This window comes from Rahnella sp. CFA14(1/10), assembly GCF_004195095.1.
GTDB lineage: Bacteria > Pseudomonadota > Gammaproteobacteria > Enterobacterales > Enterobacteriaceae > Rahnella > Rahnella perminowiae.
The window spans coordinates 208,723-231,993 of sequence record NZ_SEWS01000009.1 but is presented as its reverse complement, the minus strand read 5'-3'; the positions used below and the strand labels follow the sequence as shown (position 1 = coordinate 231,993).

At 54.3% G+C, this 23,271-nt stretch carries 20 protein-coding genes; 10 read left to right on the top strand and 10 right to left on the bottom strand.

Translation table 11 applies throughout. The features are described 5' to 3' along the window. Positions 1–217: 217 nt before the first annotated feature. Positions 218–1,120 (bottom strand): LysR family transcriptional regulator, encoded by a 903-nt coding sequence (locus EVX52_RS18910; RefSeq protein ID WP_129991885.1) that lies wholly within the window; start codon positions 1,118–1,120, stop codon positions 218–220. A 118-nt stretch (positions 1,121–1,238) separates the two neighbouring features. Between EVX52_RS18910 and EVX52_RS18905 the strand changes: the two genes are divergently transcribed. The 8 genes from EVX52_RS18905 to EVX52_RS18870 all read left to right on the top strand — a co-directional run bounded on the left by EVX52_RS18905 (position 1,239) and on the right by EVX52_RS18870 (position 10,967). Further along, positions 1,239–2,012, top strand: a complete 774-nt coding sequence (locus tag EVX52_RS18905; RefSeq protein ID WP_129991884.1) for an SDR family NAD(P)-dependent oxidoreductase — start codon at positions 1,239–1,241, stop codon at positions 2,010–2,012. Positions 2,013–2,317: 305 nt separating this feature from the next. Then, entirely contained in the window at positions 2,318–4,192 is a 1,875-nt protein-coding gene (gene bglF, locus EVX52_RS18900; RefSeq protein WP_129952656.1) for a PTS beta-glucoside transporter subunit IIABC, read from the top strand. Positions 4,193–4,214: 22 nt separating this feature from the next. Then, the gene (locus EVX52_RS18895) at positions 4,215–5,612 is read left to right on the top strand and encodes a glycoside hydrolase family 1 protein (RefSeq protein ID WP_129991883.1); all 1,398 of its coding nucleotides are present in this window, start codon (positions 4,215–4,217) and stop codon (positions 5,610–5,612) included. A gap of 293 nt (positions 5,613–5,905) precedes the next feature. Beyond that, positions 5,906–7,141, top strand: coding sequence for a carbohydrate porin (locus EVX52_RS18890; protein WP_238485985.1), 1,236 nt, complete (start codon positions 5,906–5,908; stop codon positions 7,139–7,141). Between the two features lie 124 nt (positions 7,142–7,265). Further along, positions 7,266–8,105 (top strand): transcriptional antiterminator BglG, encoded by an 840-nt coding sequence (gene bglG, locus EVX52_RS18885; RefSeq protein ID WP_129952658.1) that lies wholly within the window; start codon positions 7,266–7,268, stop codon positions 8,103–8,105. Positions 8,106–8,344: 239 nt separating this feature from the next. Then, positions 8,345–9,826, top strand: coding sequence for an L-asparagine permease (gene ansP, locus EVX52_RS18880; RefSeq protein ID WP_129952659.1), 1,482 nt, complete (start codon positions 8,345–8,347; stop codon positions 9,824–9,826). A 137-nt stretch (positions 9,827–9,963) separates the two neighbouring features. Continuing rightward, positions 9,964–10,161 carry a hypothetical protein gene (locus EVX52_RS18875; RefSeq protein WP_129952660.1) on the top strand — a complete coding sequence of 66 codons (198 nt, stop codon included), beginning with the start codon at positions 9,964–9,966 and terminating at the stop codon, positions 10,159–10,161. After that, on the top strand, positions 10,161–10,967 hold the full coding sequence (locus EVX52_RS18870; RefSeq protein ID WP_129952661.1) for a hypothetical protein: 807 nt from the start codon (positions 10,161–10,163) through the stop codon (positions 10,965–10,967). Before EVX52_RS18875 ends, EVX52_RS18870 begins: the two co-directional genes overlap by 1 nt. A gap of 20 nt (positions 10,968–10,987) precedes the next feature. Here EVX52_RS18870 and EVX52_RS18865 read toward each other — a convergent pair whose 3' ends face one another. Together EVX52_RS18865 and EVX52_RS18860 are read right to left on the bottom strand one after the other, a co-directional pair. Further along, positions 10,988–11,677, bottom strand: coding sequence for a fumarylacetoacetate hydrolase family protein (locus EVX52_RS18865; RefSeq protein WP_129952662.1), 690 nt, complete (start codon positions 11,675–11,677; stop codon positions 10,988–10,990). Between the two features lie 92 nt (positions 11,678–11,769). Then, a complete protein-coding gene (locus tag EVX52_RS18860; protein ID WP_129991882.1) occupies positions 11,770–12,564 on the bottom strand; it encodes an SDR family oxidoreductase in 795 nt (264 codons plus the stop codon). 112 nt (positions 12,565–12,676) lie between these two features. On the opposite strand from EVX52_RS18860, the gene EVX52_RS18855 reads away from it, so the two are divergent. After that, positions 12,677–13,123: a helix-turn-helix domain-containing protein gene (locus tag EVX52_RS18855; RefSeq protein ID WP_129991881.1), complete on the top strand. Its 447-nt coding sequence runs from the start codon at positions 12,677–12,679 to the stop codon at positions 13,121–13,123. Between the two features lie 102 nt (positions 13,124–13,225). Here EVX52_RS18855 and EVX52_RS18850 read toward each other — a convergent pair whose 3' ends face one another. The 5 genes from EVX52_RS18850 to EVX52_RS18830 are packed head-to-tail and all read right to left on the bottom strand — an operon-like array spanning position 13,226 to position 20,259. Beyond that, positions 13,226–15,253, bottom strand: a complete 2,028-nt coding sequence (locus tag EVX52_RS18850) for a CocE/NonD family hydrolase (RefSeq protein ID WP_129952665.1) — start codon at positions 15,251–15,253, stop codon at positions 13,226–13,228. Beyond that, on the bottom strand, positions 15,250–16,893 hold the full coding sequence (locus EVX52_RS18845; RefSeq protein ID WP_129952666.1) for an ABC transporter ATP-binding protein: 1,644 nt from the start codon (positions 16,891–16,893) through the stop codon (positions 15,250–15,252). Before EVX52_RS18845 ends, EVX52_RS18850 begins: the two co-directional genes overlap by 4 nt. Next, positions 16,890–17,717, bottom strand: coding sequence for an ABC transporter permease (locus EVX52_RS18840; protein WP_129952667.1), 828 nt, complete (start codon positions 17,715–17,717; stop codon positions 16,890–16,892). Before EVX52_RS18840 ends, EVX52_RS18845 begins: the two co-directional genes overlap by 4 nt. Positions 17,718–17,728: 11 nt before the next feature. Then, entirely contained in the window at positions 17,729–18,676 is a 948-nt protein-coding gene (locus EVX52_RS18835) for an ABC transporter permease (protein WP_129952794.1), read from the bottom strand. Next, positions 18,676–20,259, bottom strand: coding sequence for an ABC transporter substrate-binding protein (locus EVX52_RS18830; protein ID WP_129952668.1), 1,584 nt, complete (start codon positions 20,257–20,259; stop codon positions 18,676–18,678). The genes EVX52_RS18835 and EVX52_RS18830 overlap by 1 nt, the downstream gene beginning before the upstream one ends. Before the next feature lie 217 nt (positions 20,260–20,476). On the opposite strand from EVX52_RS18830, the gene EVX52_RS18825 reads away from it, so the two are divergent. Continuing rightward, entirely contained in the window at positions 20,477–20,752 is a 276-nt protein-coding gene (locus EVX52_RS18825) for a hypothetical protein (RefSeq protein WP_015696885.1), read from the top strand. 60 nt (positions 20,753–20,812) lie between these two features. Here EVX52_RS18825 and EVX52_RS18820 read toward each other — a convergent pair whose 3' ends face one another. Continuing rightward, complete coding sequence (locus EVX52_RS18820; protein WP_129991880.1) at positions 20,813–21,703, bottom strand: LysR substrate-binding domain-containing protein; 891 nt, start codon at positions 21,701–21,703, stop codon at positions 20,813–20,815. 24 nt (positions 21,704–21,727) lie between these two features. After that, positions 21,728–23,146 carry a PLP-dependent aminotransferase family protein gene (locus EVX52_RS18815; protein WP_129952670.1) on the bottom strand — a complete coding sequence of 473 codons (1,419 nt, stop codon included), beginning with the start codon at positions 23,144–23,146 and terminating at the stop codon, positions 21,728–21,730. Between the last annotated feature and the right edge of the window lie 125 nt (positions 23,147–23,271).

Here is a 23,271-nt window from a genome sequence, read left to right as displayed (position 1 = left end):
GTCAATTGATGCCAAAAGTATTGTGAATAGAACCAAGGTAAACAATTGAGGAAACGAATATACAAATTACGTTTTTTGATTTTGTTTTTTATTTGTGAACGGGATCAAACTGATCATTGCCACCGGAGGCATGAAAGGCGGTATATGTCTGACAAAACCGCCGCAGGACATGATTGTGCCGGAGATTACCGCCAGTGAACGGGCTGAGACGATGGTTTTATAAAGCTTCCCGCCAGCGGAAATAACCGGTTACCGCTTTTAATGCGGCGGATAACTGGCGGTGGCCGGGGTAGTAGAGAAAGAATCCGGGAAAAGTGACCGACCAGTCTTCAAGTACCCGGATCAGCTTACTTTCTGCCACCAGCGCATCATGTTCTGCACTCTGTGCGCTGTAAACCAGCCCGGCGCCGTCGAGTGCAATGCGGGTCATCATGCTGACGCTGTCGACCACCAGTGGCCCCCTGACGGGCACAGCCACCTGTCGCCCGTCTTTTTCAAACTCCCAGCGATAGAGCGAACCGCTGGCAATTTCCCGACGACCAATGCAGGCATGATTTTTCAAATCGGCAGGCGTTCGGGGTTGCGGATGTCGTGCGAAATAATCCGGCGAACCGTACACCGCAGAGTGAAAATCGGCAGTCAGGCGTACAGCATTCATGTCTTGCTGAACATCGCCCCGGATGCGCACCCCCGCATCAAAACCCTCACTGATGATGTCCACAAAACCGTCATTGGTGGCAAGTTCGAGCGTGATATCCGGAAACTGCTGACAAAATTCACGCAACTGTGGCAGGAAAACCATTTCGGCGGCGATGCGCGGCGTATTAATGCGCACCGTGCCTTTCGGTATTTCCCTGAAAGCATTGATATTTTCTACCGCGCCGGAGATGGCCAACAATGCCGGAGCGATGTCCGCCAGCAGGGCGATACCCGCTTCGGTTGGCGACACCTGCCGCGTGGTGCGGTTCAGCAACCGTACACCCAGACGCTCTTCCAGGGACCGTAAGGAATGACTCAGCGTTGAAGCCGTTAAATTCAGCCGCGCCGCAGCTTTGCGGAAACTCTTCTCTTCCGCTATGGCGACAAAAGCGGTCAGTTCTCCAAATTCGCAGGGGCGCATGAGTTTCCTGTTGATGAATGTGAGCCAGTAAAGCATGCGATATAGCATGGCTTATTTACATCAATCAATCCACTTATAGTCAGGTCTCGGTACGGAACATTCATCCACGGGAGAAAACATGTCTCAGATATTACGGTTAAAGGGTCGGGTTGCGCTGGTCACCGGCGGCGGTTCAGGCATCGGGCGGGCGGCTGCACTGGCATTTTCACGCGATGGGGCGAACGTCGTGGTGGCAGGCAGACGGGAAACAGAACTGCAGGAAACGGTGATGATGATCCGCGAACGCGGCGGTGATGCTCTGGCGGTGCCGACCGATGTGTCAGACAGCGCACAGGTCCGGCATCTTATTGCCGCGACGCTGGCACAGTACGGGCGGCTGGACGCCGCGTTTAATAACGCGGGTGTGGAAGGCTTTGCGCCGGTCAGTGACATGACAGAAGCAGAATTTGACCGGGTGATTGCCACTAATCTGAAAGGCGTCTGGCTGTCAGTGAAATATCAGCTGGAAGCCATGACCGCCGCAGGGCGTGGCGGCGCGATTGTGAATACCTCTTCCTGGCTGGCGCACGGAGCAAGTATTGGCTCTGCGGCGTATTCCGCCAGCAAAGGCGGACTTGACGCGATGATCCGCGCTATAGCACTGGAAACCGGTGCGCAGAATATCCGCATCAATAACGTTAATCCCGGCATTATCGATACCCCCATGGCGCGGCGGCTGGGAGCCAATGAAGAAACGCTGATCCCTTTTGTGCGGCTGACCCCGGCTGGGCGCGTGGGCCAACCGGCAGATGTCGGCGACGTGGTGGCGTGGCTGTGCAGCGATGAAGCGAGGTTTGTGACCGGTCAGAATCTGCTGGTGGATGGTGGATTCACGGTGGCGGGGTTGCGCTAGATAAGACGAAAAGAGACGGAGGCTCAGGGACGGGCGTCTGTCTGCATAAAATCTGAAGCCGATCACAATTTCATCATCCGGCAGATATTACGACTTGTTTCTGTTTACGATTCGCCAGAGAATCCGGTTCAGAAAGCAGGATTGTTACTGTCTGACAGGCAAAACCTAAATTTCTCATTTCTTTGTGTATCGCAAAGAATCGGGAAATTTAGGTTTTTTTTTGGCCTGAATTCAGGGGCCGGCCGCCCCTTTGAAACACAACGGCAATGTCGTGCACGACGCCATTACTCTGATGAGATGACACTATGGAATACAGAACATTAGCCGATGAAATTCTCCGCGGAGTGGGCGGAAAGGACAACGTTAACAGTGTGGTGCATTGCGCCACCCGCTTACGTTTTAAACTCAAAGACACCCGTAAAGCCGATGCAGCCGGGCTGAAAGAAAATCCGGGCGTAATCATGGTGGTCGAGAGCGGCGGTCAGTTTCAGGTGGTGATCGGCAACCACGTCGGTGCAGTGTATGACGCGCTGGTGAAAGGCAGCGCGCTTTCCGACAGCGGTGACGACGACACCGGCGAAAAAGACAGTTTGTTTGCAAGAGCCATCGATGTCATCTCAGGCATCTTCACGCCGTTTATTGGCATTATGGCCGCATCAGGGATCCTGAAAGGTTTTCTGGCACTGGCGCTGGCCTGCGGCTGGATGGTGCCGGAAAGCGGGACCTATAAAGTCTGGTTCGCCGCCAGCGACGCTATGTTCTATTTCTTCCCGCTGGTGATCGGTTATACCGCCGGTAAAAAATTCGGCGGTAACCCGTTTGTGACCATGATGATTGGCGGCGCGATGGTGCATCCGCTGATGATTGCCGCCTTTAATGCACAGCAGCCTGGCGCACAGGGTGAGCATTTCTTCGGCATCCCGCTGGTCTTTATCAATTATACCTCTTCGGTTATCCCGGTGATCCTGGCCGCGTGGGCATCAAGCTGGCTGGAAAAGCGGGCAATGAAAATTTTGCCCGGCGCGCTGCGTAACTTTATTACACCATTAATCTGCCTAATGGTGATTGTGCCGCTGACATTCCTGGTTATCGGTCCGGTGGCGACCTGGGCCAGTCAGCAACTGGCCAATGGCTACCAGTTTGTTTATCACGTCAGCCCGATGGTCGCGGGTGCCTTTATGGGTGCGCTGTGGCAGGTGTGTGTGATCTTCGGTCTGCACTGGGGGCTGGTGCCGCTGATGATCAACAACTTCAGCGTGCTCGGCCATGACACTATGCTTCCGCTGTTACTGCCTGCGGTGATGGGGCAGGTCGGTGCGGTCGCTGGTGTGATGCTGCGCACCAAAGATGCCCGTACCAAAGCGCTGGCAGGGTCGGCGATCAGCGCCGGGATTTTCGGTATTACTGAACCGGCGGTCTATGGCATCACCTTGCCGCATCGCCGTCCGTTCATTTTCGGCTGCATCGGCGGGGCGCTGGGCGCGGCGATCCTCGGCTATTTCCAGACGACTGCCTACTCCTTCGGTTTCCCCAGTATTTTCACCTTCACCCAAATTATTCCGCCGGCAGGGTTTAATAACACGGTGACGGCGGCGATTGCCGGCACCCTGATTGCCATACTGTTTGCCGCACTGGCGACTTATTTCTTCGGGATGAAAGAAGAAGCGGTCGCACCGGCAGTCAGCGAAAAGGCCAAAGCGGAAGCCATCCAGGCACCGCGTGGCAAAACGCTGGTCGCCAGCCCGATGAGCGGTCCGTGTATCGCGCTCGATACTGTGAAAGATCCGACATTTGCCAGCGGGTTGCTGGGTAAAGGTGTGGCCATTGTGCCTGTCAGCGGAAGAGTCGTGTCACCGGTGGATGGCACGGTGGTTTCACTGTTCAAAACCCATCACGCCATCGGAATTGAATCGGAAAGCGGCGCAGAAATTTTGATCCACGTCGGCATCGACACCGTGAAACTCGACGGCAAATTCTTTACGCCACACGTTGCTGTCGATGCGGTGGTGAAACAGGGTGATCTGCTTCTGGAATTCGATTTGCAGGGCATTACGGATGCGGGTTATGACCTGACTACCCCAGTGATTGTCACCAACAGCGATGATTATCTTGACGTCATTCCGGCCGGTGTCGGGCAGGATGCCCGCGAACAGACCCCTTTACTGACTTTATTACGCTAACGAACAGAGCCTGGAGGTTCATATGAACAAACAATTCCCAAACGGATTCTTATGGGGCGGAGCCGTCGCAGCCAATCAGGTGGAGGGGGCATACCTGACAGACGGTAAAGGCTTATCCACATCAGATCTACAACCGCAGGGAGTTTTCGGCCCGGTGCAGGAACGTACGGAAGGGGATTTCGGCGTGAAAGATGTTGCCATCGACTTCTATCACCGTTATCCGCAGGACATGAAATTGTTCGCCGAAATGGGCTTTACCGTGCTGCGTACCTCAATCGCCTGGACGCGTATCTTCCCGCAGGGTGATGAATCACAGCCGAATGAAGCGGGTCTGGCATTCTACGACCGCCTGTTTGATGAAATGGCAAAATACGGTATTACACCGCTGGTGACGCTTTCTCACTACGAAATGCCGTACGGCCTCGTGAAGAAACACGGTGGCTGGGGCAGTCGCGACACCATCGGTTTCTTTGAAAATTACGCCCGTACCGTGTTCACCCGCTATAAAGATAAAGTGAAGCACTGGCTGACCTTTAACGAGATCAATATGTCGCTGCATGCGCCGTTCACCGGCGTGGGACTGCCGGAAGACAGCAGCAAGCAGGAAGTTTATCAGGCCATCCACCATCAGCTGGTTGCCAGTGCCAAAGCGGTTAAAGCCTGTCACGAGATTATTCCTGACGGTAAAATCGGTAATATGTTGCTCGGGGGCATGCTGTATCCGCTGACCTGCAAACCGGCCGATATGATGGAAACGTTGCAGCAAAACCGCGACTGGTTATTCTTCGGCGATGTTCAGGTAAGGGGTGCCTATCCGGCTTATATGCAGCGTTTCTTTAAAGATCGTGGCATGGACATTACTATTACGGCGGAAGATAAAGCGGCGTTAAAAGAAACCGTTGATTTTATCTCATTCAGTTATTACATGACCGGTTGTGTCACCACCGATGAAGAGCAAAATATTAAAGCGCGTGCCAATATATTAAATATGGTGCCGAACCCGCATCTGCAAAGTTCCGAATGGGGATGGCAGATTGACCCGGAGGGTTTGCGCTTCTTAATGAACGAGCTTTATGACCGTTATCAGAAACCGTTATTTATTGTCGAGAACGGTTTGGGCGCGCGCGATAAAGTTGAAGCTGACGGCAGCATTCATGATGATTACCGCATTCAGTACATCAATGACCACCTGGTTCAGGTGCGTGAAGCCATTGAAGATGGCGTGGAAGTCATGGGCTATACCAGCTGGGGGCCGATTGATCTGGTCAGTGCCTCGAAAGCGGAATTCTCCAAACGCTACGGTTATATCTATGTTGACCGTGATGATCAGGGTAATGGCACGCTGGAGCGCCGCCGTAAGAAAAGCTTCTTCTGGTATCAGGAAGTGATTAGTTCAAACGGCGCATCTTTAAAATCCTGATCTGACTTTTGCCATTAATAATAGATAACCCTGCGGCTTATAAATTATAAGCCGCCTGTTCGCTCTGTATTAAAAATAACAATAATGATCATTTAAAATAATCAGACGGAAATATAATGATGACGCTTTCTCTGACTTCTCCGACACCTGAATATAAAGAAAATTATAAAATAAAGCACCTGCTGAAATATGGATTTTGGGTATTGTGTTTCTCTGCACTACATAGTCATTCTGCCCAGGCCGCCGGTAACTGGAACGGTACCGTGCTTGGTTTTGAAGCGCCGGGCGAGGGCATGTTCGGCGATATGCTGGGTATCCGTCCGATCATCGAAGACCACGGTTTCCATTATCAGCTCGGTTATCTGAGTGAATCCTCTTACAACGCTGGTGGCGGTTACAACCATGATAAACATCTGGCGTATATCGATCAGTTCTCGCTGACTTTTACGCAGGATCTGGAAATGTACACCGGCATTCCCGACGCGGCCATCGAAGGGAACATTGTTAACCGTAACCACAACGATAATCTGACCACAGAACGTACACAGGATCCGCGTGTCGGATTTAACGACCTTGCGCAGGAGAGTTGGGGCGGACAGTCCATAACCCGTCTGGGCTGGCTGACCTTTGGCCGTAGTTTCGATGATCGCAAACTGCACTGGCGCATCGGCATGATGAACAAAAATCAGGACTTCGACCAGATAATCCCCTGTGATTTTCAGTTGCTGAGCCAGTGCGGCGGTAAATCCGCCAACTCGATGACCTGGTACAACTGGAATAAACATTACTGGGGCACCACGGTTCAGTACAAACTGACATCGGAACTGACGCTGAAAACCGGCATCATGGAACAGAACCCGGACGCGTCGGATCGTAAATACGCCTGGAGCGGTTCCCTGAAAGGCGCCCGCGGTATCCTGCTGCCGATGGAAGCGGAACTGAAAACCAAGGTGAATGGTTTGCCGGGTATTTATAACTTCGGCCTGCTGTATACCAATTCGCCGCAAACCGATTTGTCGCAGGGGAAAACGCAAAGTGTCGGCGCAACGGATCCGCAAGGTTACCGCAAACACAGCAGCACCTGGTTTATGTATACCGGCTTCAACCAGCAGATCACACAGCGCGGTGATGATCCGAACCGTGGCATGAGCGTGTCATACAGCCTGGGAGTAGGCGACCAGCGCAGTAATACCATTCATTACACGCAGGCGGCTTCCCTGCGCTATCGCGGGCTGTTTGATGCGCGTCCGGAAGACTGGCTGGGCCTGGGTGTGACACATATTCAGATGAGTAACCATTACCGTCAGAATCAGGAAAACCTGAATACTCTTTATCAGGTCGATGATTACGGCAATCCGCTGTATACGCCGCTGTCAGGCCATTCCGTCAACGCCGATCTGTATTATCAGATCAAAGTGCGTTCATGGCTGGTTTTGCAACCGGATTTGCAATACTGGTACCGGCCGGGCGGGGTGAAGGAAACGCAGGATGCCTGGGTGACCGGACTTAAGGCCATCGTCACGTTCTGAGTACAAAATTTACGCCTGACTGCGGATCGGATCTGGTAAAATTAACAGGCAGATCCGCAGACTGCGGCAGACAAAACCTGATCATCCGTACGGACGATTGGGTTTTTCTTTTCAGGGAGTCACAATGAAAATCGCCAAAATACTCAATAATAATGTGGTGGTTGTCGTCAACGAACAGCAGCGCGAACAGGTCGTTATGGGACGCGGGCTGGCGTTTATGAAGAAAGCCGGGGATGAACTGGATGACAGCAAAATCGAGAAAGTCTTCGCCCTGCAGAATGACGAACTGGTCGCACATCTGACGGAGCTGTTGTCGCATATTCCGATGGAAGTGATGACGACCTGCGATCAGATTATTTCACTGGCTCGCGGGCGGCTGGGGAAACTCCAGGAAAACCTGTATATCGCACTCACCGACCATTGCAATTTTGCCATTGAACGGCAGAAGAAGGGAGTGCCTATCAGTAATGCCTTATTATGGGAAACCCGCCGTCTCTACCCGAAAGAATATGCCCTCGGGCTGGAAGCGCTGGAGATCATCGACACCCGTCTCGGCGTACGGCTGCCAGTGGATGAAGCGGGCTTTATTGCCCTGCATCTGGTCAACGCACAACTTAACGGTGAAATGCCGGAAGTGGCGCAGATCACCCGTGTGATGCAGGAAATCCTCAATCTGGTGAAATACCAGCTGCGTATCGAATATGACGAAGAAGCACTGAGCTACCAGCGTTTCGTCACCCATCTTAAATTCTTCGCCCAGCGCATGCTCAGCCGCACGGTGGTGGCCGACGACGACATGACCCTGCATGTGGCGGTGAAAGAGAATTATCCGCAGGCGTGGTTGTGCGCGGAAAAAATCGCCGATTATCTGGCCGCGCAATATCAGCGCGAACTGACCACGGAAGAAATTATGTATCTCTCCATTAATATCGAACGGGTGAGAAAAGAGAGTCTGCCGAAATAATTGTCCTGACCGCACGCAGACGCAAAATTTGCATCGCGAAATATGACTGTTCACAATTTTTTATGACGGTTTTTTTTGCCACGGTTAGTGAGAACAGGTAGCATCCTTCGCCGTTATTGCACCAAAACAGTTCCGGCTAAAAAAACTACAGTGGGTAAACCCCATAAACGGCGAGGCTTGCAATCGTTTGCTTGCAGCACCCGGCGTCAGGTGAAGGTTATTTTGGAGAACAACTCATAATGAAGTCTCATAAGAAAACGGCAGAGGCGAAGCACGCGGCTAAACGGCGCTGGCTGGATTCCCACGATCACGGTTATCACAAGAGTATGGGCAACCGTCAGGTTCAGATGATTGCCATTGGTGGTTCTATCGGTACCGGTCTGTTTCTCGGCGCGGGGGCGCGTTTACAGATGGCAGGCCCGGCACTCGCTATCGTGTATGCGGTGTGTGGTATTTTTTCATTCTTTATCTTGCGTGCACTGGGCGAACTGGTTTTACACCGTCCGACCAGCGGCAGCTTCGTATCCTATGCCCGTGAGTTTCTGGGTGAAAAAGCTTCTTATGTAGCAGGCTGGATGTACTTCCTGAACTGGGCGATGACCGGCATTGTCGACATCACCGCAGTGGCTCTGTACATGCACTACTGGGGAACCTTCGGTGATGTTCCGCAATGGATGTTTGCGTTGGGCGCACTGGCGATTGTCGCCACCATGAACATGATTGGCGTGAAATGGTTTGCTGAGATGGAATTCTGGTTTGCGCTGATCAAAGTGGCCGCGATCGCTATCTTCCTGGTGGTTGGTGTGGTGTTCCTCGGCACCGGCAAACAACTGGACGGTAACGCCACCGGCCTGCATCTGATCACCGACAACGGCGGTATTTTCCCGCACGGGCTGTTGCCGGCGCTGGTTCTGGTGCAGGGCGTGGTCTTTGCATTCGCAGCCATCGAACTGGTCGGTACCGCAGCGGGCGAAACTAAAGATCCTGAGAAAGTGCTGCCGAAAGCCATTAACAGCGTTATCTGGCGTATTGCCTTGTTCTACGTCGGCTCCGTGGTGCTGCTGGTTCTGCTGCTGCCATGGAATGCGTATCAGGCGGGGCAAAGTCCGTTTGTTACCTTCTTTAGTAAGCTGGGCGTGCCTTACATCGGTACTATCATGAATATCGTGGTGCTGACGGCGGCGCTTTCGAGCCTGAACTCCGGACTGTATTCCACCGGTCGTATTCTGCGTTCCCTGTCGATGGGCGGCTCAGCACCGAAATTCATGTCTAAGATGAGTGCGCAGCAGGTGCCGTACGCCGGTATTCTGGTGACTGTCGGCATCTACATTGTTGGTGTTATTCTCAACTACTACGTACCTTCACAGGTGTTTGAGATCGTCCTGAACGTCGCCTCACTCGGCATCCTCAGTTCATGGGCTTTCATCATTGTCTGTCAGATGAAACTGCGTACTGCCATCAAAGAAGGCCGTGCAAAAGACGTGTCTTTCAAGATGCCGTGGGCACCGGTAACCTCATGGCTGACGCTGGCGTTCCTGGCGGGCGTGCTGATCCTGATGGCATTTGACTACCCGAACGGCACCTACACGGTGGCGACCATCCCGGTGCTGATCCTCCTGCTGGTCCTGGGGTGGATTGGTCTGCGTAAACGTGCGGCTGAAGTGCATGCCGAACAGGCTGAGCAGGAAGAAGCGCATCAGGCAAGTCTTAACGCGAAATAATTCGTTTCGCAGATTTTCAGCAAAGGGCTGCCGTGAAGGTGGCCCTTTTTCATTCGTGCCCGGTAAAAAAATCCGAAACAGCCATAGCGCCTCTCTCCTTTGACTAGGCTTATTCTTTTATGATGAGAGGGGAGCAAATGTTGAAGATTTTTTTACACATATTCTCCAGCCCGGAAAAATTCCTCGGGCTGCTAAGTACCGCAGACAGGGATAACACGCTGGAAGAAGGTGAGCGTATTCTGATTGATGAAAACGGTACGGCGTCAGTCAACCTGGCTAATCAGGAGATGCAGAAAGACTTTGCCCGTCACGTCAAACGTATGAGCGTACTGTAATGGCGACAGCGGTTTTCATGGTCTTAATGGTCTGCGGCTACTGGTACACCACCCGCGACATTTCATCGCGTTTCAAACTTAAACGCACCTTCGGCTGGGACGTCTATTTTTTGGTGGCTCTGTATGGCTGTATTTTTGTCCTGCAGGGGGTGCTGGTCATCGCGCTGGTGTATCTGGTGCTGTGGGGGATTTCTGACGTCATCAACTGGCTGCCTGCTTTGGCGCATCAGCAACAGGATGTGCACTACCATCGTGATTTCATCAACTGGAGCTTTTTAGGCATTCAGGCACCGGTGGTGATTATGCTTGCCGTTTCCGTGATGCTGTGCCTGGTGCGCACCACCTGGTCGCCGGGCTTACGCCTCAATACTGCCGGACGCAAACAACTGTACAAACAACTCACCCGCGCCAACGGCGTGGAAGGGCTGTTGTATCAGTGTATGGAAGAGGGCGATATGGTGTTTATCACGTTACAGTCGCGGCGCGTATATATCGGCATGGTACATACCGCAAAATGTGAAACGAGTTCATCAGACAACGTTGTGGTGATCCCGATGGTCAGCGGCTATCGCGATAAAGATACGCTGGAGCTGCGCGTCGAGCACAATTATGCCCGCTATTATCAGGAACATGGCATCACACCTGTGTCAGAACCGGTGAGTGTATTGAAATTTCGAAAGGTGATTTTACTGAGCCAGATAGAAACCCTGTCGCTGTTTGATCCCTCAAGCGCCTGCGCGTTTAAGAAACTTATTCCGCTGATTGAGGAAGAAATGGCCCGGAAAATTGGCGAGAAGGACGCCTGAAATAAGGCGTCCCGCAGGTATTACACGATAGTGAAGCTGAAATCACTCAGACCTTCGATGCCGCCGGTGATCACGTCACCGCGCACGACCGGTCCCACACCGGCTGGTGTACCGGTATAGATCAGATCACCAGGTTTGAGTTCCACCGCCTGAGACAGATAGCTGATAACGTCCGCCACCTGCCAGATCTGGTCGCTCAAATCACCGCGCTGACGTTTCTCACCGTTCACGTCGAGCCAGATTTTACCGGCCGCCGGATGACCTGTCTCACTCACCGGCAGCAGCGGATTCGCCGGTGCGGAAGCATCAAACCCTTTGGCGAAATCCCACGGACGTCCCAGTTTCTTGGCCTGTGCCTGAATATCGCGACGGGTCAAATCCACACCCACGGTGTAACCCCAGACGTGTGACAGTGCGTCTTCAGCGGCAATATTTTTACCGCCTTTTGCCATCGCGACGACCAGCTCCACTTCATAGTGCAGGTCTTCGGTCAGGGTCGGATAGGGCACATTGCCGCTGGCGGGAACCACGGCATCAGCCGGTTTGCCAAAGAAGAAAGGGGGTTCGCGATCAGGATCATGGCCCATTTCGCGGGCGTGCTCGGAATAGTTGCGCCCAACGCAATACACGCGGCGCAACGGGAAACGGGCGCTCTGGCCTTCGACGGCGAGAGACGGAACTTCAGGTGCAGCAATTACATATTCAGTCATCGCATTCACTTCACAAAGTTATCGAATTAACATATTTGCAAAGCGAATCCACATTGACCAGTAAATTTATGTTACTGGTCAATGTCTCACTGTCAGGCTTTGTAACGCGGTGCGGCATGAGCCTGCAGGAAGTTTGGCACCATCGCACCGCGCAGGGCATCAAAATCGTTCCACTGTTTTTCGTCCTGTAGTGGTGGAATGGTGATTTTTTCTTTGCGGTCAAAGCCCAGTAAGGCGGCATCCACCAGTTCACCCACTTCCATCACGCCCGGGACTTCATCGATATTTTTGCCAGAACGTTCCCAGATTTCTGTACGCGTTGCGGCAGGCAGCACCGCCTGAACGTACAGACCGCGTCCGGCCATTTCAAATTGCAGCGTCTGGCTGAAGGTCAGTACAAAGGCTTTGGTGGCGGAATACACCGCAGACTGCAATTCCGGTGCCAGCGCCATGACAGATGCAATATTGATAATTGCCCCGTCTTTGTGGCTGATCAGGCCGTCGAAGGCCACGCGGGAAAGACGTGCGACGGAGGTAACGTTCAGGGCGATCAGATTTTCGATGGCATTGGCGTCGCTGTTTTCAAAACCGGCTTTCAGCGAAGCGCCGGCATTATTCACCAGCAGCGAAATCTGCGGTGTAGCGCGGATAAATTCCTCAACGCGGGTTAAATCTTCGCTGCGGGTTAAATCGGCAGGCAGCACAGTGACGCTGACGCCGGTTTCCTGTTGCAGGCGGTCCGACAGCGCGTTCAGGCGTTGAACGTCACGGGCAACGAGGATTAAATCGTAACCACGTTTCGCCAGGCGATCGGCATAGGTTGCGCCAATGCCGGTGGATGCGCCGGTGATTAAGGCCAGGGGCTGAGAGCGAGTTGTATCTGACATGGTATAACCTCGGTGTTGAGTAATTGGTTTAATAATAAAACCAGATGATTTTTAGCACCGGTGGTTTTATAATGCAACCAGATTTTCTTAAACGCATTAAGCAGGAAGTGCCATGAAACGAACCCGTCTGGAAAACACGCCTTGTCCGGCTGGCCGTGCGCTGGATTTAATCGGCGACTGGTGGACATTGCTGATTGTCCGCGACGCGATGTACGGCATCTCGCGATTCAGCGAATTCCAGCGCAGTCTGGGGGCGGCGAAAAACATTCTCAGCACCCGGCTTAAGGCGCTGGTGGCAGAAGGCATTTTAAAGATTGAACCCGCTGCCGACGGCTCGGCGTATCAGGATTACGTACTGACCGAAAAAGGGCGGGCGCTGCAACCGGTGCTGGTCGCGCTGGGGCAGTGGGGAAGTGAATATTTGTTTGAAGAAGGCGAAGCCTGTACGCAACTGGTGGATATCGAAAGCCGCCAGCCGCTGCGTAAGCTGGAAATCCACGCGCAGGACGGGCGGGTACTTGAGAGCCGGGATATTACGGCGATTATTCCTGAGATTTAAAATTTGAATTCGATCAGCTCCTCCCCTGTGAAGGGGAGGAGCTAAAAGCGAAACCCGCAATGACGCGATCGGCTCCCGCGCCTGAGAAAGGGAGGAGCAAGTTTACCGCGCAATCCTCTCATGCCAGTATTTCGTAAACTCTTCCTCACCATTGAGGCTGACGACCATATCACCGCTGACGATGAAATGCGTCAGGTCGCTGCGCAGTTCAAGCGTAATTTCCGCCTCCATCCACCAGCCTTCACGTCCCATTTTCATGGTCTGTGTGAGCAGATAACGGGCGGAAAGCGGATCGCTGTTACTGACCGTCAGTTCACGACGCAGACTGTGGTCGACGGTGGTGTCGATATCATCAAAGCGGTAAACGCCTTCGCCGAATACGCCCCCCACGCCATGCGTGACGCTGGTCCAGCTGTCCGTGAGGAAATCGTAAGTGATGTTACGGTCAACGCGGCCGGGGGACAGTACAGTTTGCGGCGTCAGCGGTGCGCTTTGTGGTTCCCTGATCGGGCCATCAACCGACACCGGTTGCCCGCACACCGGCAGGCTGAGTTGCGCGCTGTGCAAATCTAACGTCAGCGTCGCGGCTTCAGGCATCGGCCAGATCATCGGCCAGAAGGTGGTGGCCAGCGAGAGCCGCATCCGGTGGCCGGTGGCAAAACGGTGTGCGATACCGTCCAGTTGTACAGGCACTTTGACTTTCTGGCCGGGAATAAGGGGCACAGATTGGTCATGGCCGTGCAGATGCGACAAATTCAGCCACCCGTGCGTGACACGGTTTACCGAACCGTCCGGCGCGACGTCAGAAAGCCGGACATACAACATGGCGGCCGGTTTATCGCTGCTCAGTTCGACGGTAAATTCCGGGAAGCCGAAAATGGTCAGCGGCTCAGCCAGCGGTTCGCCGTCAAAGATTTCCGCCATACCGTCATCGACACGCTGATCCGGCGGCATTTCGCCGGGCACGCCTGCGCCCATCCATTCACCGGCCATCAGGCCATGGTTTTGCGGCGAACAGATATTGAGCACCCCGGCATCAACGTCCGGTTGGGTATTGAGCTGGCCGCGTGTCAGCCATCGCGGGCTGTGACTGATATTGCTGGCGGTGCCGCGATCAAATCCCACCCATTCGCCACGGCTGACCGGACGCATCGCCGATGGCGGCTGACTGTCCTGCAACCAGGTTTGGATCATCGGGCCTTCCATCGCGCCATTGTCTTCACCTTTCAGCCAGTGATCCCACCAGCGCACGGCTTCCTGTAAGAAACCAATTGCCGGCTCCGGTGTGCCGTCCTGCGGATAAATATGTGCCCACGGGCCGAGAATGGCGCGGCGTGGCACTTTCAGATTATCCATCAGGCGGAACACGGCGTTACTGTAGGCGTCGGCCCAGCCGCCGATGGCCATGACCGGACACTGGATCGCCGGCCAGTCTTCGCATACGGAACCGTGCTGCCAGTATTCATCGCGCAGCGGATGTTCCATCCATAATGCCGGGAAGAACGGCATATTTTCCAGACGGTTCAGCCAGTCTTTGTACCAGCTTTCACCGACCAGCGCCGGATCCGACGGGCGGCTCTGATACGCCAGCATAATGCCGCCCCACCAGAGATTGTCGTTGAGCAGACAGCCGCCTTTGTAGTGAATATCGTCGCGGTAACGGTCGTCGGTGGAGCAGACAGTGATGATGGCTTTCAGGGCGGCAGGGCGGCGGGCAGCGACCTGCAGACCGTTAAAGCCCCCCCAGGATTTGCCCATCATGCCCACATTGCCGCTGCACCAGCGTTGTGCAGCGATCCACTCAATGACTTCCAGTGCGTCGTCCTGCTCCTGAAGCAGGTATTCATCGGCCAGCAATCCGTCGGATTCGCCGCTGCCGCGCATATCCACACGTACGACTGCGTAGCCGTTGCCGGCGAAGAAACCGTGCATCGGTTCGTCGCGGGTGCGGGTCCCGTCGCGTTTGCGGTAAGGGATGTATTCGAGGATCGCAGGAACCGGCTGCTGTTCAGCGTCGTCCGGCAGCCACAGGCGCGCAGCGAGACGCGTGCCATCACGGAGCGGGATCCACAGATGTTCAGTCACGGTGACGGCGTGCGGGAATTCAGTCACGATGCGTTTGGTGTTCATAAGACTCCTGTCGGGGAAATCGCTGCCGCAGGTAGCGCCGTGCCACGCTGGACGAGAACGTCATCCAGCCAGCTGGTGCGCATTTCCGGTACGGAGGTCAGCAGTTTTTCGGTATAGCTGTGCATTGGCGCGCTGAAGACCACGTCAGTATCGCCGCTGGCGACCACCTGACCCTGATACATCACGGCCACCTGATGGGCGATACGTTTCACCGTACCTAAATCGTGGGTGATAAACAGGTACGACAGCCCGAGTTGTTCCTGTAAGCGGCGCAACAGATTCAGTACTTCTTCCGCCACCAGCGGATCGAGCGCTGACGTCGCCTCATCACAGATAATCAGTTCCGGCTGCGCAGCCAACGCACGGGCGATGCAGACGCGCTGTTTCTGCCCGCCGGAAAGCTCGCCGGGGCGACGGTCGATCAGTTTGACCGGCAGTTCGGTGAGTCGCAGTAATTCTTCCACACGCTCACGCACCTGCTTTTTGTTCATGCCGAAATAGAATGTCAGCGGGCGGCCGATGATATCCAGCAGTGTCTGGCGCGGATTCAGCGCCACGTCAGGCAACTGATAAATCATCTGCATGCGGCGCAGCGTTTCTTTATCGCGCTGATGGAAATGATGTGAAAGCGAAATGCCGTCGAAATCCACCGAGCCTTCGGTATCCGTCAGTAAACCCACCAGCGCCCGTGCCAGCGTACTTTTTCCGCTGCCGGATTCGCCGATAATCGCCAGCGTTTTGCCGCGCGGCAGTTGCAGGCTGACGTCATGCACTACCTGCTTACCGTTGTAGCCGGTGCTCAGTTTGCGCATCGTCAGCAACGGCTGACCGGCGGTTTCATGGCCGCCGGTCAGTGGTGTCAGGGCGTGTTCGCGTTCCGCCACCAGTCTGCGGGTATATTCCTGCTGCGGATTTTCCAGAATGGTCTGCGTGCTGCCAGTTTCCACTTCTTTGCCGTGCCGCAGCACCATAATCCGGTCAGCAAGCTGGGCGACAACGGCCAGGTCGTGCGTGATATACAGCGCCGCCGTGTTGAACTCGCGCACCAGTTTGCGCAGCATCACCAACACTTCAATCTGCGTGGTGACGTCCAGTGCGGTAGTCGGCTCGTCCATAATCAGTAAATCAGGCTTACAGGACATGGCCATGGCGGCCATTGCACGCTGAAGCTGGCCACCGGACAACTGATGCGGGTAACGTTTGCCAATGTTTTCAGGGTCCGGTAAATCCAGCGAGCGGAACAGCGAAATCGCCCACTGGCGGCTCTCTTCCTGGCTCATCAGACCGTGGCGGATCGGGCCTTCGCAGACCTGTTTTTCGATGGTCAGCGCCGGATTAAACGAGGCTGCTGCGCTTTGCGCCACATACGCCACGCGCTTGCCGCGCCATTGACGTTTGATATGCGAAGGCTGAGAAACGATATCCGTGCCGTCCAGCAAGACTTCGCCACCGGCAATCCGGCAACCCTGACGTGCATAGCCGAGCGCCGCCAGTCCGATGGTCGATTTCCCTGCGCCGGATTCGCCAATCAGGCCGAGCACTTCGCCGGCTGCCAGTTTCAGGCAGATATCCTGCACCAGCGGCGAACCGTCGAGGGTCTCGATGCGCAGGCCGCGCATTTCTAAAATCGTGCGTGTCATGCTTCGTCTCCATGCGGCAGGCTGTTACGTGCCAGCAGCCAGTCGACCACCAGATTGACGCCAATCGTCAGCAAGGCAATCGCTGCCGCCGGATATAGCGGGGCGAACTGACCAAAGTTAATCGCCTGAGCATTGTCACGTACCATGCTGCCCCAGTCGGCATACGGCGGCTGAATGCCCAGCCCTAAGAAGCTTAAGCCCGCGATAAACAGGAAGGTAAAGCAGAAGCGCATGCCAAACTCCGCCAGCAGCGGCGGCAGGGCGTTAGGCAGGATTTCCCGGAACAGCACCCAGCGCAGCCCCTCGCCACGCAAACGCGCCGCTTCAACATATTCCTGACAGACAATTGCCTGTGCTACCAGCCGTGCCAGACGAAACACACGGGTGGCATCAAGCAGGGCGATGGTCAGCACCAGCACGGGAACAGAGGTGCCCATCACGGACAATACGATCAGCGCAAAAATCAGCACCGGAATCGACATCACGGTATCGACGATGCGCGACAGCACCATATCCACCCATTTACCGTAAATCGCCGCCGTAAAGCCGGTGACGATGCCGATGATGAAAGAACTGAAGGTGATAGTCAGCGCGATAGCAATGGTGGTGCGGGCACCAAACAGGATGCGTGACAGCATGTCGCGACCGAGACTGTCGGTGCCAAATGGCGTGGCGGCGGAGGGCAGCAACCAAATGTCACCGACCTGTTCAGTTTCGCTGTGCGGCGCGAGCCACGGCGCAAAAATAGCGGCCAGCAGGTTCACCGCAATGATCACAATACCAATCCAGGCCGACAGCGGGATGTTAATGAAATATCGGTTCATGCGTTCCCTCTTCAGCGCGCATGGCGCAGGCGTGGATTGCACCAGATCGCCAGTAAATCGGCGGTGGTGTTGAGAAAAATATAGGTGCCGCCAAACAGCAGGCCGCAGGCCTGAACCACCGGCAGGTCGCGTTTGGTGACCGCATCCACCATGTATTGCCCGATGCCCGGATAGACAAACACCACTTCCACCAGGATGACACCCACCACCAGATACGCCAGATTGAACGCGACGACATTAATGATTGGCGCAAGGGCGTTGGGCAGGGCGTGAGATACCACAATCCGCCATCGCGGAATGCCTTTCAGCACCGCGCTTTCAATGTACGGGCTGGCCATCACTGCGGTGACTGATGCACGCGTCATGCGCAGCATATGCGCCAGCACGACCAGCGTCAGGGTAACCATCGGCAGCGTACAGACGTAAAGACGGTCGATGAACGAGGAACTGCTGTCCACCATTGCCAGACTCGGGAACCATGTCAGCCGGATAGCGAAAGCGATGACCAGAATGTAGCCCACAAAAAATTCCGGCACCGAAATACTGATTAGCGTCAGGGTATTCGCCAGCCGGTCAAAAACGGAACCGCGCCAGATGGCGGATGCGATGCCTAAACCGACGGCAAGCGGTATCGCGATCACCGCCGCATATCCGGCAAGGAACAGGGTGTTTGCCAGACGTGGCAGTAATTCATCGCTGATGGCACGCCCGTTCGCCAGCGACTGTCCTAAGTCACCATGCATAATGCCCGCCAGCCAGTGCAGATAACGTAGCACTGACGGCTCATCCAGCCCGAGTTGCAGACGCAACGCGGCCACGGTTTCAGGCGTGGCACTCTGGCCTAAAATGGCCGTCGCGACGTCGCCGGGCAGCATTTCCGTGCCGATAAAAATCAGCACAGAAACCAGCCACAGCGTGACAATGCCTGACAGGATCCGCTGTAAAATCCTTTTCTTCATCATGCCTCCAGCCAGACGCGCTCGGCCAGACGACCACCCATGAAGTTGAACATCGGGTGGGGTTTGATACCGCCGACTTTTTTGCTGGCCGCATCAAGATAATCGCCGAACAGCGGGATCATCGCGCCACCGTTATCGCGCACGATACTTTGCAGCTCGCCATAAATTTCGGCCCGTTTGCCCTCATCGAGCAGTGAACGGGCCTGCAACAGCAAGGCGTCAAACTTCTCATCTTTCCAGTGGGTGTCATTCCATTTCGCCGTCGACTGATAGGCGGTGGAGAACATCTGGTCAGCGGTCGGACGCCCGCCCCAGTAACCCATGCTGAACGGTGCTTTCATCCATACATCGTCCCAGTAGCTGTCGGCGGGCTGGCGTTTAATGTTGACCTGAATACCGCCTTTCTGTGCCTGCCCCTGGAACAAAGCGGCGGCGTCGAGCGCACCGGCAAAAGCGGCGTCAGAGGAGGACAGTTCGATTTTAAGATCCGTCAGACCGGCTTTTTTCAGATAGAACTTCGATTTGTCCGGATCGTAAACGCGCTGTTCCAGACTGTGATTGAAGAAGCGATCGGTCTTAGGGATCGGGTGGTCATTGCCCAGCGAGCCGTAGCCACGCAGCACGGTGTCGAGGATTTTCTGACGGTCTATGCCGTGTTTAATTGCCATGCGCACATCGTTGTTGTTATACGGCGCAACGCTGCAGTCCATCAGGAAGGTGAAATGCTGGCCGCCGGAAGAACGAATAATGTTCAGTGCCGGGCTGCGTTTAAGGAAGTCGACGGTTTTGAAATCAACGCGGTTAATGGCGTGAACCTGACCGGAAATCAGGGCGTTGGTGCGGGCGGTCGGGTCGTTGATGACCAGCACTTCCACGGCATCGACAAAGGCGCGATCCGGTTTCCAGTAATTCGGGTTGCGTTTAAACAGCGATCGTACACCCGGTTCGTACTGATCAAAGATAAAACCACCGGTACCAATCGGGTGAGACCAGTCGGTGAAGCCTGCCGGTACCACCACCAGATGGTAATCCGCCAGCAGATAGGGCAGGTCGGCGTTGCCGCTTTCAAGCGTGATCAGGATCTGCTTATCGCCCTGTTTAGTCAGACCGGTGATCGGGGCCAGCTGGGACTTGATCGCGCTTTTGGATTTGTCGCCGCGATGCAGGTTGATGGAGTAAAGAATGTCATCGGCATCCAGCGTCTTACCGTTATGGAAAGTCACGCCCTCGCGCAGGGTAAACACCCATTCAGCAGCACCGGGTTTGGCCTCCCACGCGGAGAATAATTCAGGTGTGGCTTTGTTATTTTCGTCAATTTCAATCAGGCCGTTCATCAGCATATATGCCTGATTTAGCGGGACCCAGTCGCTAAATAATGTCGGGTCCAGCGTATCACTGGTATTTCCCCCTGACATACCCAGTTTTAATATGCCGCCTTTTTTCGGTTCAGCAGCAAAAGCAGAGAACGGTGAAAAGCCCATGGCACTCGTAATACCCACAGCGGAAGCGCTGGTAATAAAGCCGCGACGGCTAAGTTGTGCATCCTGCATTAATTTCGTCAAAGGGGAATTATTATCTTTCATTAATTTTCTCCATAGTACGTGCTGGAATTTTTTAGGTGCAGGTGAAATATCCCGGGTGGATCAATGGGCGCAATGGTTTGCCTTGATGATTTATATCAAAACCCCCTGTTGAACTTGCATGAGAATTTATCATGAGGGTATGCGAAAAATGCGCGGCAGAACACCCTGAAAAGCTTTATTTTTCTGATCTACCAACGTCTGAAAAGGGAAGTGACCGGTGGAACTGCATACGGTTGTCGGCTTAATTGGCGTGTTTTGCTATCTTCTGGCTTATGCGCTGGTTCAAATGCGCAGGCTAGCGGTTGATGCTAACAGTTACGCCTATCTTAATATAATCGGCGGTGTGTTTGGTCTGTATTCATTAAGTCATGATTTTAACCTTGCATCCTGTATTTCACAGTCATGCTGGCTATTATTTACATTAATTGGCATGAATTCGGCGAGAAAACGCAGATACCTTGAAAGGAATAAAATCCCGCCGACGGATATATAATTAACATATAAGATTCTTATTAATCTCCATCTCCCCTTCGCAGGGGAGGAAGCAAACTATTTAAGGCTGTTTCAGCCAGTTAATAACTTTGTGTACCATGGGTTTTAGGAACCGATCCTGCGGCGTCAGCATGTAGCATTTTCCTGCCGCCGCCAGTTTGCCGGGATGCGCGGCGACAAGCTGGCCGTTATTGATATAATCCTGCACCAGTCCTTCCCAGCCGAGCAATATCCCGTCGCCCAGCACTGCCGATTGCACCAGGAACGGATAATTATTGGCGCGCCACGTTCTGCGCGGCGTCACGAAGCTGACACCCTGTGAGGCAAACCAGTCGCGCCAGCCTGTCCATTCACGCTGTGGATCATCCTGAATCAGCAGGGTTTGTTCCAGAAGATCGGCGGCGCTGGCCTCCGGCGGAAGACGAGCCAGAAATTGCGGTGAGCACATCGGATAACATACTTCGTCAAACAACGCCTGAACGTGGTATCCGGGCGGCGGCTCCCACAGATAGAAGATAGCCAGATCAAATTCTGATGACTTAAGGTCTGAAAAGCTGTCGGAAATTTTCATGCGGATTTGCAAATCGGGCAAAAGCTGGCGCAATAACGACAGGCGGGACGACAACCACAGGCCGCTCATGGCGCTGGTACAGGCCAGTGTGACCTGCGGTAAACCATTCCAGCCCATGACTTCCGCCGTGGATTGCGAAATATCGCCCAGTAATTTACGCACCTGATGCGCATAGGTTTCACCGCGTGGCGTCAGGGTCGTTTTACGCTGAGCGCGCTGGAAAAGCTTACATCCGAGCATTTCCTCCAGCTGGATGATCTGGCGGCTGATGGCACTTTGAGTAAGATTCAGCTCATCGGCTGCCCGGGAAAAACTGCAATAACGCGCCACGCATTCAAAAGCCACCAGCGTGTTCAGTGGCGGTAACGGTTCTATCTGCACGGTAAAGTCTCCCCGCATGGGCGTTTAGCTGTTTTCCAGCATCAGCGAAATCGTCAGACCGACCTGCTGGATGGCGCGTTCAGTTTTTGCAGTCAGGGGCTGGGCATAATTGATGCGCAGGCAATTACGGTATTTGCCTGAAGCAGAGAATATCGAACCGATGGCAATTTGCACGAGATGTTCTTCGAGCAGCCGGTTCAGGCGCTGTGTATCCACGCGTTCATCGAGTTCAATCCACAACAAAAAACCGCCCTGCGGACGGCTGACACGCGTACCACACGGAAAATACTTCATCACCCAGTCGGTCATGATGCACAGATTGCGCTGGTACTGATTACGCATCCGGCGCATATGCTGCAGGTAATGTCCCTGTCTGATGAAATCGGCGATTGCGATTTGTGGCAGCGTCGCCGACGCGCCGGTAGTGATGTATTTCATGTGCAATGCGCGGTCATGGTAGCGACCCGGCGCGATCCAGCCGACCCGTAAACCGGGCGCCAGCGTTTTTGAAAACGAGCTGCACAGCAATACGCGGCCATCTTCATCGAAAGAAGTGATGGTAGCAGGGCGCGGATACTGATACGCCAGTTCACCATAAACATCGTCTTCGATAATGGCGATATCGTAGCGTTGTGCCAGTCGCAGCAGACTTTTTTTCCGGTCATCTGGCATGTTGTAACCGAGCGGATTATTGCAGTTTGGCGTCAGTTGTATGGCCTTGACCGGCCACTGCTCGAGTGCCATTTCCAGCGCTTCGAGGCTGATGCCAGTCACCGGGTCTGTCGGGATTTCCAGCGCTTTCATGCCGAAACCTTTCAGGGTTTGCATGGCTCCGTGAAAACTCGGCGAATCCACCGCCACAATATCACCTTGTTCGCAGACCGAACGGATAGCGATAGACAGGGCTTCATGGCAACCGGTGGTGATCAGAATATTGCTGGCATCCATGTGGCTGCCGCTGTCAATCATCAGGCGGGCGATTTGTTCGCGCAATTCTTCCGAGCCGTAAATGCTGTCGTAATGAAATGCATTGAGATTCTGATGCTGTCCGGCCCGGCCCATCAGACGGCTGAGTGGCCTGAGCGTGGCTGCCGTGACGTCCGGCGAGCCCCGCCCGAGTTGAACCACACCGGGACGATGCGGCGAAGTGATCAATTCAAGCACCTGATCCCACTGGGAAATATCCACAGGACGTTGTGTCGGGCGGCAAACCGCCGGCAATGCTGCCTGCAGACGCGCATCTTTCACGAAGTAGCCGGATTTGGGCCGCGCTTCCACCAGCTGTTTTTCTTCCAGCACCCGGTAGGCCTGCTGAACCGTACTGACGCTGACGCCATGTTCACTGCTTAACACCCGCACCGAAGGCAGGCGGATCCCCGCCGGATACAGGCCCTGTTCAATACGGTCACTCAAGACATTTGCCAGATTTTCGTAACGGTTCATTTTCTTTTCCTCAACGCCTGCGCAAAGAAAGCAGTACAGATGGACACAATCTAACGCTTAATCTGTCATCAGATCCAGATCTGTATGGTCGAAATACAAAAAAACTGAATCTGTAATGTTTTCAC